Origin of the sequence: Acinetobacter sp. R933-2 (assembly GCF_030325485.1) — a bacterium.
In the GTDB taxonomy this organism is placed as follows: Bacteria; Pseudomonadota; Gammaproteobacteria; order Pseudomonadales; family Moraxellaceae; genus Acinetobacter; species Acinetobacter sichuanensis.
In genome coordinates this window covers 84,089-99,797 of record NZ_JACAIJ010000002.1, presented here as the reverse complement: position 1 = coordinate 99,797, position 15,709 = coordinate 84,089, and the positions used below count along the sequence as shown (strand labels likewise).

Sequence of the window (15,709 nt, the reverse complement as noted above, 5' to 3'; positions counted from 1 at the left end):
TCATTTAAACAGTTTAAACTTAAATGAGGATTAATCTATCTGTGCATTTTGAATAGAAAATGCTGTTTTATTTTGATGAATGATTATGAATATTCAAGCGGTAATTTTTGATTTAGATAATACTTTAACGCATAGAGATCAAAGCATAGTGCGTTATGCCCAAAATTTTTTACAATATTATTCTTCTTGTTTAGTCGAGCAGGTAACTTCATCAGTAAGCTTATTAGAGCAAACTATAAATATTATTCGACGGATTGATCAGGGAGGATATCCTAAAAAAGAGTTTTTAACTCATCCGAGTATTGCTGCATCTGTTGGTTATGCGCTCACTCAAGAATTACTTTGGTCAAAAACCCCTCCTCTTGAAGAATTAACCCATTATTGGTTTCAACAGTTTGGTTTAGCAGCAGTTGCCATGCAAGGTGCAGTAGAATTATTGCAATATTTACAAGGGCAACAGTATAAATTGGCTGTAATTTCTAATGGCGGTCATGCAACACGTTTAAAAATTTTAGAAGGTTTAGCATTTAGTCATTATTTTGATGAAATTATCAGTTCTGAATTGGTTGGCGTGAGTAAGCCTAAACCTGAAATTTTTTTGCAAACTTGTCAGCGTTTACAGGTTCAGCCAGCACAAAGTTTATATATTGGTGATCATCCTATTAATGATTATGTAGGTGCAACAGGTGCGGGTTTGAATGCAATATTGTTAAATGGTTTTCATCAAGATGTTGAGCATATTCCTCATCGCATTGATTCATTACAACAGGTTTTAGATTATTTATAAATAAAAACAGCAACATTATTGTTGCTGTTAAATATAGAAAGTCATTGCTAGAAAATAGCATCTTCAGAGTTTGCTGAAATTTTGTGAATGGAAAGGTCTGCACCACGAAACTCATCTTCTTGGCTGAGGCGAATGCCCATTGTAACTTTTAAAACACCATAGACAGTAAATGCGCCAGCTAAAGCAATAATAATCGCAAAAATAGTTCCTAAAATTTGTGACATCATTGCAACGCCACCTAAACCACCTAACCATTTTTGCCCAAATAAGCCCACAGCGATGCCACCAAAAGCACCACATACACCATGTAATGGCCATACACCAAGTACGTCGTCAACTTTTAGTTTATTTTGTGTATAAGTAAAGAGTTTGACAAAAAAGAATCCTGCACACATACCAATCAACAATGCGCCGATAGGATGCACAATGTCTGAGCCTGCACAAATTGCAACTAAACCTGCTAATGGACCGTTATGTAAAAACCCAGGGTCTTCCTTACCAAAAAAGTTAGCAGAAATCGTGCCGCCGACCATTGCCATGAGTGAGTTGATGGCAACTAAACCTGAAATTGCATCTAAACGTTGTGCGCTCATGACATTAAAGCCAAACCAGCCTACGATTAAAATCCAAGAGCCAAGTGCTAAAAAAGGAATAGAAGAAGGTGGATGTGCACTGACACGACCATCTTTCTTATAACGACCATGACGAGCACCCAATAAAATGACAGCAGCTAATGCCATCCAACCACCTACCGCATGTACGACCACAGAACCTGCAAAATCATGAAAAGATGCACCAAATGTATTTTTTAGCCATTCTTGTAATCCAAAATTACCATTCCAAGCAATTCCTTCAAAAAAAGGATAAACCAAAGCCACTAAAAATAATGTTGCAATGGCTTGTGTTCGCATTTTGGCGCGTTCAGCGATTCCACCTGAAATAATGGCAGGAATTGCAGCAGCAAAAGTCAGTAAAAAGAAACAGCGCATGAGATTATAGCCATGCTCAGCAGAAAGTTGTGCACCTGAATGGAAAAAATGCTGACCATAAGCAATATAATAACCTACAAAAAAATAGGCGATTGCGGAAATAGAGAAATCAGTCAAAATTTTACTGAGCGCATTCACCTGATTTTTATGGCGAACCGTGCCAAGTTCTAAAAAAGCAAATCCTGCATGCATTGCAAGTACAAGAATTGCACCGAGAAGAAGAAATAGAAGGTCGATATTTTGCATAGGGTACTTATTTGGTGCTATATGTCACAGTTTGGTTCAAGTATAACGAGCTATTTTGCGTCGTGAAGAGGCGAAGATAAGGGAAAAATTGATCAAAAATCGAGAAGACAAGCCAAGACTCGATATAAAGCAAAGCGTTGCACCAAGTCGGATTTCATGCACTATAATAGTGCGTTTTTGCAATATGGTTATCAATCTAAGTTTTTGAAAAATAATGAATAATTTTTTAAACAATATTGAATATCACATTTTATGTTTTATAAAAATGGAAGTATCAATTAAAACTTCGATAAATGGTGCATGATTTTTGATCATGGTTGCTAGAAATGATGCATAAATGGCAGAAGTTACTGGTGAATAGACTTCATTTTGTGCATTTATGACTTTAGCTAGAATATGATTTTGGGTGATATAAGATCAGTCTAAATGTTGAAAAATTTATATATGCCCACAAAAGTATTGAAATAATTGAATTTCTAAAAAATCACTTATTTTCTGGTGCTCTAAAATAGATGGTGCTGCAAATATGAAAAAGATGTCTAAATAACAGAATTTATCCATAAAATAGAAAATAGTATTTTGAAATTCACTACTTTCGAGTAATAGGCATGAACTCATACCTGAAAAATATAAAATGATCTGTGGGTGTTGTAGTACATGAAAATTGGCTTGTTCTATAAGTTGTTGCGTGATTTGAGCGTCAATTGGAGTAAAGAACGGAAATTCTATTTTTTGAACAGGTGTAGTCGAGCAGAGTTCCCAATCAATTTTGCTTGTTGAACCACGCCAAAAAGGTGCTAAAGAGTGGTTAATATACTCAGTGATTTCAAAATCTAAGCTTTGATATGAAATCGAAAAACGCTCTAAAAAAGTACATATATCAGATAGAAGTTGTGTTTGATGATGAGACATTTTATTTTTCTGATTTGGAAGGGTGAGTATTTCTCATAAAAAAGCTCACCGAAGTGAGCTGATTTAAATATAAAAATTATTTAGCTTGTCCAGATTGTTGTTTAATCTCAGCAGTAGAAGGCTGTACAACAATTTGGTCAGATGTATTGGCTTTTACACCACCACCTAAGGTTTTGTATAACTCAACTTGGTTATTTAGGTTCGCTTGTTCAAGCAATAACAAACCTTGTTCCGATGAGTATGAAGAGCGTTGAGCATCTAGTACTGTTAAGAAGCTATCAATACCAGCACGGAAGCGAGCATTTGAAAGCTTATAAGTTGTATTGGTTGCATCAACTAAACGGCGTTGTGCTGCAAGACGCTCGCCGATATTTTGACGAGTTGCTAGAGCATCGTTTACTTCACGGAAAGCCACTTGAATTGATTTTTCATAATCAGACAAAGCAATTTCTTGATCTGTTTCTGAAATTTTTACATTGGCTTTACGTGTGCCCCAGTCCCAAAGTGGAATATCAAGACTTGGACCTAAAGACCATACAAATGCACCCGATTTAAATAAGTCACTTAAATCAGTAGAAGCATAACCTGCCGAACCTGTTAGGCTAATGGTTGGAAATAAACGTGCTTTTGCTGCACCGATATTTGCACCCATTGCTGAAAGTTTATATTCAGCAGCGCGTACATCAGGACGATGTGTTAATAAATCACTTGGCAAACCAGCCGCTAAAGCGGAGTTGTTGGTGATTTTATTAACACGTTGAGTTGGCAATAAGTTTGCAGGAACAGTTTGTCCTACTAACAAATTAAGCAAGTTTTGTGCTTGAGCAATTTGCGTTTTGTAGTTAGCCACATCATTACGTGCAGTTTCTACAGAAATTTGTGCCTGACGTACAGGAACTTCACTATCAATACCTACATCAAAACGTTTTTTGTTGAGGTTATAAGAGTCAAGTTGTGCTTTTAGCGTTTGATCTGCGAGTTTCAATTGAGTATTCGCAAATGAATAATTAAGCCAAGCTTGTGCTACTTGACCAATTAAAGAAATTTGCGTTGCATCACGTGCACTTGCTGTTGCCAAATAACTATCTAAGGCATTGTCTTTTAAGCTACGAACACGACCCCAAAAGTCTAATTCATATGCAGTCACACCTAAGCCAACATTATAACGTGTTTGTGCACCAACGCCTTGATCTTGGCGTAATACACTACCACTTGCGCCAATCGTTGGCAGTTGGTTGTTTTCAGTAATTTGATACTGTTGTTGTGCACGTTGAATATTTAGCGTTGCTGTACGTAAATCACGGTTATTGGTTAATGCAAGATCAATGACTTGGAGCAAGCGTTGATCTGCAAAAAATTCTTTATAACCTTGTTCAGCAATAGACGTACCCGATGCACTTTCAAGATAATTAGTCGGAATATTGGCTTGTGCTACGGGTTCTGGGCCACGCATGCTTTGACATGCAGTCAAAGCAAGCGCAAGTGCAGATACCGCAATGCCACGACCTGAAATAGACCATAGATTTTGCATCACGATTTTTGCTCCTGGAGATTTTGATTCTTAGGTTTGTATTTAAAGATACTACGGATCCATACGAAGAATACAGGAATAAAGAAAATACCGAGTAATGTTGAGCTAATTACCCCACCCAATACACCATAACCCACAGAGTGTTGGCTACCTGCACCAGCACCACTTGCTAAAGCCAATGGAAGTACACCAAAACCAAATGCTAAAGTTGTCATGATAATTGGACGTAAACGCATTTTTGCTGCATGAAGTGTTGCTTCAAACAGTTCTTCACCTTTTTCTTGTAACTCTTTGGCAAATTCTACAATCAAGATCGCATTTTTTGCAGATAAACCGATGACTGCAATAATTGCAACTTGGAAATAGATGTTATTTGAAAGATTTGGATCGCCTGAAAGCACCATACCTAACCAAGTTAAGCCCATCGCACCCACAATACCAAGTGGAACAACTAGTAATACAGAGAATGGAATTGACCAACTTTCATAAAGTGCAGCAAGACATAAGAATACAATGAGTAATGAAAGCGCATATAAGAATGGTGCTTGGTCGCCAGACTCACGTTCTTCTAACGATAAACCTGTCCATTCATAGTCAAAGCCTTGTAAGCCCATAGATGGAAGTTTTGCAACAATTTCTTCCATTGCGAGCATTGCATCACCCGAACTCACACCAGGAGCAGGTGAACCTTGAATGTTCATTGAAGCGATACCGTTATAACGCTCTAAACGAGGTGAACCATAAGTCCATTGTCCAGTTGCGAAACTAGAGAAAGGAATCATTTCACCTTTATTATTACGTACATACCACTTGTTTAAATCTTCAGGCATCATACGTGCATTTGCATCGCCTTGAACATAAACCTTTTTCACACGACCACGATCAATAAAGTCGTTAATGTATGAACCACCCCAAGCCATGCTCATGGTTGAGTTAATGTCTGCAATACTTACACCCATTGCACCCGCTTGCGCTTGATCAATATTAATTTGATATTGAGGTGTATCTTCTTGACCATTTGGACGAACACCTGTTAAGCGTTTGTCTTGTGATGCCATTCCTAAGATAGCATTACGTGCTGCAAGAAGTTGCTCATGGCTTTGACCACCAGCCGCTTTTAACTGGAAGTTAAAGCCTGCAGTAACACCTAATTCAGGCATTGCTGGTAATTGTAAAGGCATAACATATGACGCGTCTTTGGCAATCATATTGAGTGCCATACCACGTTTAATGATTTCACCAATTTGTTGTTCAGGTGTTGTACGATCTTTCCAATCTTTCAACTGAATAAATGCTAAACCAGCATTTTGACCTACACCTGTAAATGAGAAACCTGAAACACTAAATACAGACTCTACAGATTTTTTCTCATTTTCCATAAAGTATTTAGTCATCGTATCGATCACTTTGTCAGTACGGTCTAAAGTTGCATTTGGTGGCAATTGCACCAAAGTCATGACCACCCCTTGGTCTTCTTCGGGAAGGAACGAAGACGGTAACATTTTGAACAATACAACTAATACTGCAATCACACCTGCATAAACAATTCCTGAGAATATTTTATGGTGTGTCATGAAGTTTACACCACCTTTGTACTTTTCAGCAGTACGATCAAAGGCATCATTGAACCATCTAAAGAAACGCGCAAAGATGCTATTGCTTGGTTTTTTATGTGGATCATGCTGTTTTAAAATCGTAGCACAAAGTGCAGGAGTGAAGGTAAGGGCAACGATCAAGGATAAAATCATTGCAGTTACAAGTGTAATAGAGAACTGACGGTAAATGACCCCAGTTGTTCCACCAAAGAATGCCATTGGAACGAATACAGCAGTCAATACAGATGTGATACCAATCAATGCACCAGAGATCTGTTTCATTGAAAGTTCTGTAGCTTCTACAGGGTCAAGATGATCTTCCACCATGACACGTTCAACGTTCTCAACAACAACAATCGCATCATCGACTAATAGACCGATTGCAAGCACCATGGCAAACATGGTCAAGGTATTGATTGAGAAACCAAAAACATTAATAACCGCAAATGTACCCAATACAACGACAGGTACAGCCATTGTTGGAATAATGGTTGCACGCCAGTTTTGTAAGAATAAGAACATCACCAAGAAAACCAAAATAATGGCTTCAATTAAGGTATGTACTACACTTTCAATGGATAATTTAATAAATGGCGTTGTATCAAATGCCAATTTATCTTTCATACCCGCAGGATAGTTTTTACGTAACTCGACCATGCGTGCTTCAACAGCTTTTGCTGTATCTAAAGCATTCGCACCTGTAGCAAGTTTAATTGCAACACCACCTGCAGGTTTACCATCAAACTTAGAGTCAAATTGATAGTTATCAGCACCGAGTTCAACACGTGCAACATCACCTAAACGTACTTGAGCACCATCAGCCGTATTTTTCAAGAAAATATTCTTGAACTGCTCAGGTGTTGTAAGCATGCTTTGTGCATTGACTGTGGCATTGAGAACTTGCCCTTGAATTGATGGCGCACCACCTAATTGACCCACAGCAACTTGTGAGTTTTGCGCACGGATTGCTCCTGCAACATCACTCGGTGTAATGCCTAAACTTGTCAATTTTGCAGGATCAAGCCAAATACGCATCGCATAAGAGCCACCAAATACTTGAACTTCACCTACACCCGCAACGCGGCTTAAAGGTTCAGAAATATTTGAGTTTACATAGTCTTTAATATCGTTTGCTGACAGACTATCTGACTCAGAGTAGAACGCTAAAACTTGTAAGAAACTTGCACCAGACTTCGTTACTCGTACACCTTGACGTTGTACATCTTCAGGTAAGAGTGCAGTTGCAGATTGCAATTTATTTTGTACTTGAACTTGCGCGATATCAGGATCGACACCTTGTTCAAAGTTTAAAGAAATAGAGGCTTGACCATTACCCGCACTATTAGATGAGATGTAACGTAAACCATCCAGACCATTCATTTGTTGTTCAATGATCTGTGTCACTGTATTTTCAACAGTTGCAGCAGATGCACCAGGATAAGTCGCAGAAATTGTGACTGTTGGTGGCGCAATCGTTGGGTATTGCGCAATCGGCATTTTTGTTAGCGTGAGAACACCCGCCAACATAATGACTAACGCAATCACCCATGCAAAGATTGGGCGATGAATAAAAAATTGAGCCATTGAGTCTACCCCTTATGCTGAAGTAGCTTTTTGTTCAGTTGTATTATTTTGCTGAGCTGGTTGTGCTTTTTCATCTGCTTTTGGTTGACCCGCTTTAGGATTTGCTCCTTGTGGTGCAGCAGCTTGAGGTTGATAAGGCTTAGCAACAACTTGTTGTTCAGCTTTGACTTTAGCAATACCATCAACAATCACTTTATCGCCTGTGCTTAATCCTTCCGTCACAATCCAGTTTTGACCTTGTATTCCAGAAGTCGTTACAGGACGAGATTCAACTTGACCTTTTGCATTGACAAGCATAGCCATAGCTTGACCTGTAGGCGTACGTGTAATCGCAGCTTGAGGGATCAAATAGGCATTTGGAATCACACCTTGTACGATTTGCGCATTAGCAAACATACCAGGAAGTAATAAGTGATTTGGATTTGAGAACACAGCACGTAATGTCACAGAACCTGTATCAGGGTTTACACTCGCATCAGAAAATGCAAGATTTCCTTCAACAGGGTAGATACTGCCATCTTCAAGCTTTAAGCGAACTTTCGTATTATTACTACGGTCAATACTGCCTTGAGCAAGTTGTTGACGTAAACGAAGTAGTTCAGCACTTGATTGATTAATATCTACATAAATTGGATCAAGCTGTTGAATCGTGACGAGAGCATTTGCTTGACTCGCAGTCACTAAAGCACCAGCAGTCACACTAGAACGTCCAGATTGACCTGAAATAGGCGAACGAACAGTAGAATAGCCAAGATTGACTTCAGCACTACGCAGTTCAGCTTGTGTTGCATTGATATCTGCTTGTGTACCAGCAAAATCAGCTTTACTTGCTGCTAGATCAGCTTCTGCTAATTTTACTTGTGCAACAGCATCATCATATTCTTGTTTAGAAATCGCATTTGAGCTAACCAATTGACGATAACGACCTTCTTTCACACGTAACACGCCTAAATTGGCTTGTTGACGAGCGATGGTTGCTTCTTGGCGTCCTAAATTTGCTTGTTGACGTGTTAAATTTGCACGAGCACTTTCAACAGATGCACGATTGATACGTGAATCAATCTCATAAAGTGGTTGACCCTCACGGACAAAACTACCTTCTGAGAATAGACGTTTTAAAATTACACCACTCGCTTGTGGACGAACTTCAGAAATTTGGTATGCTGCTGTACGCCCAGAGAGCTCTACAGTTTGTTCAACGCTTTGTGGTTGAGCAACAATGACACCAACTTCTGTCGGTGGCATTTTTTGAGCAGCAGCGCTACCTTGTTGTGCATCTTTTGGATCTTTGCTACAACCCACAAGTGCAAGACTTGTTGCTAGAGCACAAGCAGTAAGAGCAGGCGCCCAAAGCTTTGCCGACATCATTATTCCACCTCGTTTAGATTCTTATCTAAAAATAATTTGTTCATACTTAATATTTGTTTCGAAAGCAAAAGCCAGATCAAAGAAACCCAGATAAACCCGATACTCCAACCCGCAAGTACATCAGTTGGAAAATGAGCACCTACATATACCCTCGAAAATCCCATACTTAGGCACCACAAACTAGCAAATATGATTAAAATTTTTGCTTTAGCATGCCGATAAAATATAAAAATGATTAAACAAGCAAGTACAGCGGCATATATGCTATGAGCACTTGGAAATGATGCACCATAGGTTTGCACCATTTGATAAGCAGCCTCAGGGCGTGGACGCTGAATAGAATATTTTAATATCCAACCTACAGCGGAAGCACCTAAAAGGCTAAAACTAATCAACACAACATTTGCATATTTTTTGACATAGGCTTGTTGTAAGCACCATATCCCACAAACCAACAACATGGCAGGTAAACCACCTAAATAAGACAAACTTACAGCGATATGATTTAAAAAATCAGAACGATGTAAACTCATCCAAATGATAGAAGAACTATCAAGTTGTTGTATATACAAAATATTGAGTCCAATACAACTTATACTTAATCCAATACAGCCAAGAATGAATAAAAAGATATAAGGCATATGAGATGACCTTGCTTTGGTTAATCACATGGTTGAGATTAATTAATGTGCTGAAGTGTACTAGCCAGTACACTTTTTTTCAAGTCACTATAAATGAGTAATTTATAGTAAGTTCTTTTTTTTCAAGTTGTAATCATTTGCACAAAATGATAACAATTTAACTAATGACCATTCTTATGCGTTAAAGAGGAATGTTCCTCTACTTGCAAAGGTTGTTTTGGAGGCCAAAAAAAGTCGAGTGGTCTTGTAAAAAAATGAGTAAATACCAATTTTGCCAAAGGTTTCCATTGTTCAAAACGAACTTGTCTTGCTTTGAGTGCGACAATAATCGTCAAACTAAAACTGACAAATAAGTTTGTCATACCAATCAATAAAACACCTAAAAATGAAATGACGATCAATCCAATATCAGGTGAGCCATTGACACACATTAAGCCTTGAATAAAGTTGGCTGACGCAAAAGCGATATGACGAATATCTAAAGGTAAACCTAATATAAAACCAATGGTTCCCATGCTACCTAGCATAATACCAAACAGAAAATTACCTGCTAAAGCACCTAAATTTCGCTCCATATAGTCTGCAAATTTATTTAGTCTATTTTGACCCATTAAATTTTTCAATTTGACATGTGCTTTTAAGCGTGGACTGACCTTACGATAGACTGCCATATTGTCAAAATAGCCTGCGATTAAGCCGGATAAAAATAAACAAACGCCCGCGATTGCAGCATGTGGCACAGCCAAAGATGTAAAAGGATTTAAACTATGCAAAACGACATTGGCTTTGGCATGCGAGAGTAATGGTTCATGCATCGCTATTTGCCAAAAATAAGTAATCAAGGCTGCCGTAGGAATAGCGATAGAAATATTGCCCAAGATCGCAATAAACTGGGTACGAATAATATTGATAATTAAGGCAGCGAGTTCTGCAATCTGAGCTGTTTTAGAGCCTTTTCGATGTTGTACAGTTGAAGCAAGTGCTGCTGCTGTCATTGCAGGTTGTTTGGTTGCAACAGTAAAATGCAAGACATGAATAAACATAAAACCTAATGAATAATTCATGCTGAATAAAAAAGCTTGCATGAGTGGGGCAAGTGTTAAACGCGCTGTTAATATCTTTAACGTTGCCATTGTGGCAATAATAACGCCTGCACCCGCAGCCGCTTTATACATACCCAAAAAGCCTTTTTTATCGGTACTTACATAATGCTCACCCGTTTTACTGGCATTTTCTGTTACTTGTAGCGCAATCAACTCACTATTGGTTTTGAGTAAATGTCGAACACTGGTTTCATTGTAGTGAGCATGCACAAGATCAATGATCAAATCACCGCAAGAGACAGCACGTACTTTATCTTCTTCAACAATTAAATTGAGTAAAATTTCTACTCGATCAAGACATTGCTCAAGTAAAGATAATAAATACGTCAAACTTAAACTGACACCAATACGTTTGGTTGCACGACGAATTTTAAGTACGACATCACGACATTGTTCAATCATGACAAGAGCTTGGTCAGCATCTGGCGGAGCAAGCACCGCGATTTCATTGATATCTCGATGCTGTTTTTTATAAGCCTCAATAAACTCAATAATTTCACGGTTTTGAACTAAGAAAGGTGATTCATATTCACTGAGTTCAGGATAAGCATTAATAAATTCAGGATATAAGCCAATCCCACTGATTCGATAAGACAATACTGTAATGGCTGTGATCAATTCACGTTTGACATTGAGTTCAGCTTTTAGAAAATGACCTTGTGTCAAAATATGGAAAAGCTGATTCCATTGCGCGTCTTTAATATGTTCGAGCCAGTATTTATCTGTACGTTGATGAAATACATTGCCCACTAAATCACGTAAATCTGTTTCATCTTTCAATAAAGGTAAGAAATAAGCACCCAAGCGCTGTGAAAGCTGACTCCAAAAGCCATCAAGTGACAAAATGCCACTATCTGCATATAAACTTGCTTGTTTATGTTGGTTAATAATTTTAAGTAAATAGCCTTGAACATTTAAAGCAGCGGTAGGCGTAATGAGTAAGGCTTGAATAAAAGCTTGTACATGTTGCTGTGTAAGTTCAGCATTTTGACTATGGGCTGGTCGAATACGATTGACCAACTCGATAAGGAGAGATTCATCAGGAATAGCTTGAGGAGACTCAAGCTGTTCCTGCATTTTTAAAAAGATATCATTAAATTTTATATGCATAGGCAAAAATGTAGCTTAAGTTTATTGAATTCTATGTAAAGCAAGTTGTGCCAAATTGAACAAGGCTTGGCGATAAATACTGTCAGGCAAATGTTCTAAAGCACGTATTGCGGCTTGAGTTTCTTCGGTAGCGCGTTGGCTGCAATATTCTAAAGCCCCTGAACTGTGAACAATTTCAATCACACGTGTTAAGTCAGAAGTGCCACCTGTTGCAATGCTTTTACGAATAATTTCATGATCATCGCCTGTTGTATTTCTTAAAGCTGAGATTAAAGGTAAAGTTGGTTTACCTTCCATCAAATCATCACCGATATTTTTACCTAATGTTTCTGCATCAGAGGTGTAATCTAAAATATCGTCAATAATCTGGAATGCATTACCAAAATGACCTGCAAATAAACGTAATGGTTCACGGTACTCAGGTTTACCCGCTAAAATTGCAGCACCTTCGGTTGCAAGTTCAAAGAGGCGAGAAGTCTTACCATGGATAATATCAAGATAGGTTTGTTCTGTGGTTTCAGGTTGATGCTGTGCTTGGAGCTGTAAAACTTCGCCTTCCGCAATTTCACATGTTCCTGTAGAAAAATCTTTCAGTAAAACCATATTATCAAGGTCAACCAAAAGGTCAAAGGCGCGAGAAATAAGGAAATCACCCACTAACACCGCAGTTTGGTTATTCCATGTTGCATTGGCAGTCGGGCGACCACGGCGTAAACCAGATTCATCTACAACATCATCATGAACCAACGTTGCTGTATGCAACATTTCAATAATGGCAGCAAGTTTACGATACGGTTCCATATCTGTTGCACCGCAAGCCTTTGCTGCAAGTAAGCACATGATTGGACGCATACGTTTACCGCCAGCTTCAACAACATGTTTACTGACAGCCATCACGAGTGCGACTTTAGACGTAATCCCTTCATTAATAAACTGATCCATTGCAGCAAAGTCAGTGGCAACAGGCGCGAGAATATCTTGCTTAAAGTCAATGGTCATGTGAAGGAAGCCTCATACAAATGCATTTTTAAGTTGCTAGTGTAACAATTAACATCAATGAATGTTGCTTATGAAAACAGTCATCGTACTGAATCTTAATGATATGTTCTTAATTTGTCCAAAAACTGACGGAATTAGAGCTGTTCTGTAAGTCATTCTTTTGAGCTACATAGTAGCGAATTTAACTGAAAAATCTATTTTAATTTATGTAAAAATAGAAAAAATAGAGTTATTTCAAATATTAATAAAAAATACTGTATAAAATATCTGAATAAAGAATAAACAAATAGAATATTTAACTAAAATGGCTTGTTGTTTAATTCATTATCACTTAAAATCTTTGCCCTTGTATAACCCCCAGTGGCGTTCGTTTTAAGATCGGAATATTCCTTTTTCGGCACGACGACACGGGCAAGTTGGAGTACATTATGTACGCAGTAATCCAAAGCGGTGGTAAACAGCACCGTGTTGTTGAGGGTGAAACCCTTAAAGTTGAATTGTTGAAAGCTGAAACTGGCGCGACTATTACATTTGATGATGTATTAATGGTTGTGAATGGCGAAAGCATTCAAATCGGTGCTCCAGTTGTTGCTGGCGCAAAAGTAACTGCAGAAGTGGTTGGTCATGGTCGTCACGACAAAATCCGTATTGTTAAAATGCGTCGTCGTAAACATTACCGTAAACAACAAGGTCACCGTCAATGGTTTACCGAGTTGAAAATTACTAGTATTGCAGGCTAATCACGAGGAGTAATAGACATGGCTCACAAAAAAGCCGGTGGTTCGACACGAAATGGTCGTGATTCAAACCCTAAAATGTTAGGTGTTAAAATGTACGGTGGTCAAGCTGTGACTGCTGGTAACATTATCGTTCGTCAACGTGGTACAGAGTTCCACGCTGGTGCAAACGTAGGTATGGGTCGTGACCATACTTTATTTGCTACTGCTGATGGCGTAATCAAGTTCGAAGTAAAAGGTCAATTTGGCCGTCGTTATGTAACTGTTGAAACTGCATAAGTTTTAAACGTTCATAGCAATGCCAGTCAGTTGAAAAATTGACTGGCATTTTTTATATCTGAATAAAAATTATTTTAAATCTAAAAATGAAAATAGACCCACAATTACTCGAATTCGCCAAAATTATGCGCACAAATGCCACTGAGGCAGAGCATTTAATGTGGCAACTTTTAGATAATTAGCAATTTATGAATTTGAAGTTCCGCCGTCAGCATGTAATTAAACGCTATATTGTAGATTTTTACTGTCATGAAATTGGTTTAGTCGTTGAGTTGGATGGAAGCCAACACAATACGGATGATGGTAAAGAATATGATGTGGAACGGACAAAGTTTTTAGAGGCTTTGGGTTTTAAAGTTGTAAGGTATTGGAACGATGATGTGTTGGGGGAGACGGATGTGGTTTTAGAGCATTTATGGTCAATATGTACTGAATTAAAAAGCACCTCTCCCTTGCGCAGCAGTGCTGCTCATCTCCTAGAAGGAGAGGGAACTCCAGTGCAAACTCATGCAGGTCTTAAATCAAATAACGCTCCCTCTCCCTATGGGAGAGGGTTGGGGTGAGGTAAACTTGAAAAATAATAATTTAACCTAATAAAGATCTAATATTTAAAATTTAATTGGGGGTATAAAGAATATGTTAGATAAAAAATCAGAAGCTATTGGGCTATTGAATGAAGCTTTGAAAGAACTTGAATCAGCTAAAGGGAGTGTAACTGTTGCAGTTCAAAAATTGTCACGTGCCTCCTTGTTATTGGATGAAAAAAATATATATGTTTGGTCTGAAATTCAATTGGGAAATCAAAAATATATCTTTCACATAAAAAAATTATTGGACTTGATTAGTAAGGAGTTTGAAAAAAAGCAAAAACCCGTAGATATTACTTCTACTGTATTTAAAACAATACTGCAAGAATTAAAAGATAATGGAATTGATCATAAGTTTATTATCACATCTAAATTTGTTAGTCTAAAAAACTCAGATTCAGCTGGTGGTTTGGTTCATTCAATTCATGTATTAGAGGATCAATTACCTTACCTAAAAAAGAATGGGAATGATAAAACTTTATATTTGAAAAATGTACAAGACCATATCGATTATATAAAGAAAAAAGCACATGAATACTGTGTGAAATTAAGTAATAAATATAAATATTCGGATACTTCTATAGGTTGTTTTGATTTATTGAAAAATGCCGTGGATGATAAACTACTTGATTTAGAACCTGAGTTAGCACAACAACTAATGCTTGCATTTAAAGGTATATCATCAAAAAACTCTGAGGAATGGTCGCAAGCATTAACTTCATGTCGTAGATTGCTAGAAGCTTTAGCAGATAAACTTTATCCACCAAACGATAAGGTAATTAACAAACGAACTTTTAAAGCCAATCAATATATCAATCGCTTATGGCAATTTATGTCCGAATCAATTGAGTCTGAGAGCAATCGAGATTTAGCTAAAATGCATGTAGATTATTTAGGCTCATGGTTAGAAAAAAACTATAAAATGACCAATAAAGGTGTTCATGCTGAAGTTAGTCAATTAGAAGCAACTCGTGTTGTTTTTCATATGTATTTAATGCTTTCTGATATTTTAGACTATTTAGATCCTTCACAAATAAGTAGTAGCTCGAAACCTTCTTTAAAAACAGCAACTCTAGATGATTTTGAAGTACGATTAAATGTTAAGCGCGACATAGCGAAAGCAATTTATAAAGTGAGAATTGAGAAAAATGGCTCCCTTACTTTTGATGACTTAAAAGGAGTTCGAGGTATAGGCACTAAAACGCTACAATTAGCACAAGAACAATTCTCTGAATAAAAAA

At 37.7% G+C, this 15,709-nt stretch carries 12 protein-coding genes and 1 pseudogene; 5 read left to right on the top strand and 8 right to left on the bottom strand.

The features are described from left to right. Positions 1-85 precede the first annotated feature (85 nt). Complete coding sequence (locus tag HX005_RS03050) at positions 86-787, top strand: HAD family hydrolase (protein WP_286376237.1); 702 nt, start codon at positions 86-88, stop codon at positions 785-787. A 47-nt stretch (positions 788-834) separates the two neighbouring features. Here the strand turns inward: HX005_RS03050 and HX005_RS03045 are convergent, their stop codons facing one another. The 8 genes from HX005_RS03045 to sdsA all read right to left on the bottom strand — a co-directional run bounded on the left by HX005_RS03045 (position 835) and on the right by sdsA (position 12,865). Then, entirely contained in the window at positions 835-2,022 is a 1,188-nt protein-coding gene (locus tag HX005_RS03045) for an ammonium transporter (RefSeq protein WP_286376236.1), read from the bottom strand. 438 nt (positions 2,023-2,460) lie between these two features. Beyond that, positions 2,461-2,934: a hypothetical protein gene (locus HX005_RS03040; RefSeq protein ID WP_286376235.1), complete on the bottom strand. Its 474-nt coding sequence runs from the start codon at positions 2,932-2,934 to the stop codon at positions 2,461-2,463. A 76-nt stretch (positions 2,935-3,010) separates the two neighbouring features. After that, positions 3,011-4,465 (bottom strand): multidrug efflux RND transporter AdeIJK outer membrane channel subunit AdeK, encoded by a 1,455-nt coding sequence (adeK, locus tag HX005_RS03035; protein WP_286376387.1) that lies wholly within the window; start codon positions 4,463-4,465, stop codon positions 3,011-3,013. Further along, entirely contained in the window at positions 4,465-7,644 is a 3,180-nt protein-coding gene (locus HX005_RS03030) for an efflux RND transporter permease subunit (RefSeq protein ID WP_286376234.1), read from the bottom strand. Before HX005_RS03030 ends, adeK begins: the two co-directional genes overlap by 1 nt. 12 nt (positions 7,645-7,656) lie before the next feature. Next, positions 7,657-9,012, bottom strand: a complete 1,356-nt coding sequence (locus tag HX005_RS03025) for an efflux RND transporter periplasmic adaptor subunit (protein ID WP_286376233.1) — start codon at positions 9,010-9,012, stop codon at positions 7,657-7,659. Continuing rightward, positions 9,012-9,653: a phosphatase PAP2 family protein gene (locus tag HX005_RS03020; RefSeq protein ID WP_286376232.1), complete on the bottom strand. Its 642-nt coding sequence runs from the start codon at positions 9,651-9,653 to the stop codon at positions 9,012-9,014. Before HX005_RS03020 ends, HX005_RS03025 begins: the two co-directional genes overlap by 1 nt. Positions 9,654-9,814: 161 nt before the next feature. Beyond that, positions 9,815-11,866, bottom strand: coding sequence for a site-specific recombinase (locus HX005_RS03015; RefSeq protein ID WP_107007498.1), 2,052 nt, complete (start codon positions 11,864-11,866; stop codon positions 9,815-9,817). 21 nt (positions 11,867-11,887) lie between these two features. Then, positions 11,888-12,865, bottom strand: coding sequence for an All-trans-nonaprenyl-diphosphate synthase (gene sdsA, locus HX005_RS03010; protein ID WP_107007499.1), 978 nt, complete (start codon positions 12,863-12,865; stop codon positions 11,888-11,890). A 428-nt stretch (positions 12,866-13,293) separates the two neighbouring features. Here sdsA and rplU point away from each other — a divergent pair, with 428 nt between their 5' ends. From rplU to HX005_RS02990, 4 genes and pseudogenes are all read left to right on the top strand, one after another. Continuing rightward, the gene (rplU, locus tag HX005_RS03005) at positions 13,294-13,605 is read left to right on the top strand and encodes a 50S ribosomal protein L21 (RefSeq protein ID WP_107007500.1); all 312 of its coding nucleotides are present in this window, start codon (positions 13,294-13,296) and stop codon (positions 13,603-13,605) included. A gap of 18 nt (positions 13,606-13,623) precedes the next feature. Next, positions 13,624-13,881: a 50S ribosomal protein L27 gene (gene rpmA, locus HX005_RS03000; protein WP_092615635.1), complete on the top strand. Its 258-nt coding sequence runs from the start codon at positions 13,624-13,626 to the stop codon at positions 13,879-13,881. 86 nt (positions 13,882-13,967) lie between these two features. Further along, a pseudogene (locus tag HX005_RS02995) lies at positions 13,968-14,444 on the top strand (endonuclease domain-containing protein). Positions 14,445-14,517: 73 nt separating this feature from the next. Further along, entirely contained in the window at positions 14,518-15,705 is a 1,188-nt protein-coding gene (locus HX005_RS02990; RefSeq protein ID WP_286376231.1) for a helix-hairpin-helix domain-containing protein, read from the top strand. The last annotated feature ends 4 nt before the right edge of the window (positions 15,706-15,709 follow it).

What these genes read in the sequence shown, in the direction of transcription:
- sdsA (WP_107007499.1), bottom strand. Translation starts at nt 12,865, where the DNA reads ATGACCATTGACTTTAAGCAAGATATTCTCGCGCCTGTTGCCACTGAC.
- HX005_RS03030 (WP_286376234.1), bottom strand. Translation starts at nt 7,644, where the DNA reads ATGGCTCAATTTTTTATTCATCGCCCAATCTTTGCATGGGTGATTGCG.
- HX005_RS03015 (WP_107007498.1), bottom strand. Translation starts at nt 11,866, where the DNA reads ATGCATATAAAATTTAATGATATCTTTTTAAAAATGCAGGAACAGCTT.
- HX005_RS03040 (WP_286376235.1), bottom strand. Translation starts at nt 2,934, where the DNA reads ATGTCTCATCATCAAACACAACTTCTATCTGATATATGTACTTTTTTA.
- HX005_RS03025 (WP_286376233.1), bottom strand. Translation starts at nt 9,012, where the DNA reads ATGATGTCGGCAAAGCTTTGGGCGCCTGCTCTTACTGCTTGTGCTCTA.
- rpmA (WP_092615635.1), top strand. Translation starts at nt 13,624, where the DNA reads ATGGCTCACAAAAAAGCCGGTGGTTCGACACGAAATGGTCGTGATTCA.
- HX005_RS03045 (WP_286376236.1), bottom strand. Translation starts at nt 2,022, where the DNA reads ATGCAAAATATCGACCTTCTATTTCTTCTTCTCGGTGCAATTCTTGTA.
- adeK (WP_286376387.1), bottom strand. Translation starts at nt 4,465, where the DNA reads ATGCAAAATCTATGGTCTATTTCAGGTCGTGGCATTGCGGTATCTGCA.
- HX005_RS02990 (WP_286376231.1), top strand. Translation starts at nt 14,518, where the DNA reads ATGTTAGATAAAAAATCAGAAGCTATTGGGCTATTGAATGAAGCTTTG.
- HX005_RS03020 (WP_286376232.1), bottom strand. Translation starts at nt 9,653, where the DNA reads ATGCCTTATATCTTTTTATTCATTCTTGGCTGTATTGGATTAAGTATA.
- HX005_RS03050 (WP_286376237.1), top strand. Translation starts at nt 86, where the DNA reads ATGAATATTCAAGCGGTAATTTTTGATTTAGATAATACTTTAACGCAT.
- rplU (WP_107007500.1), top strand. Translation starts at nt 13,294, where the DNA reads ATGTACGCAGTAATCCAAAGCGGTGGTAAACAGCACCGTGTTGTTGAG.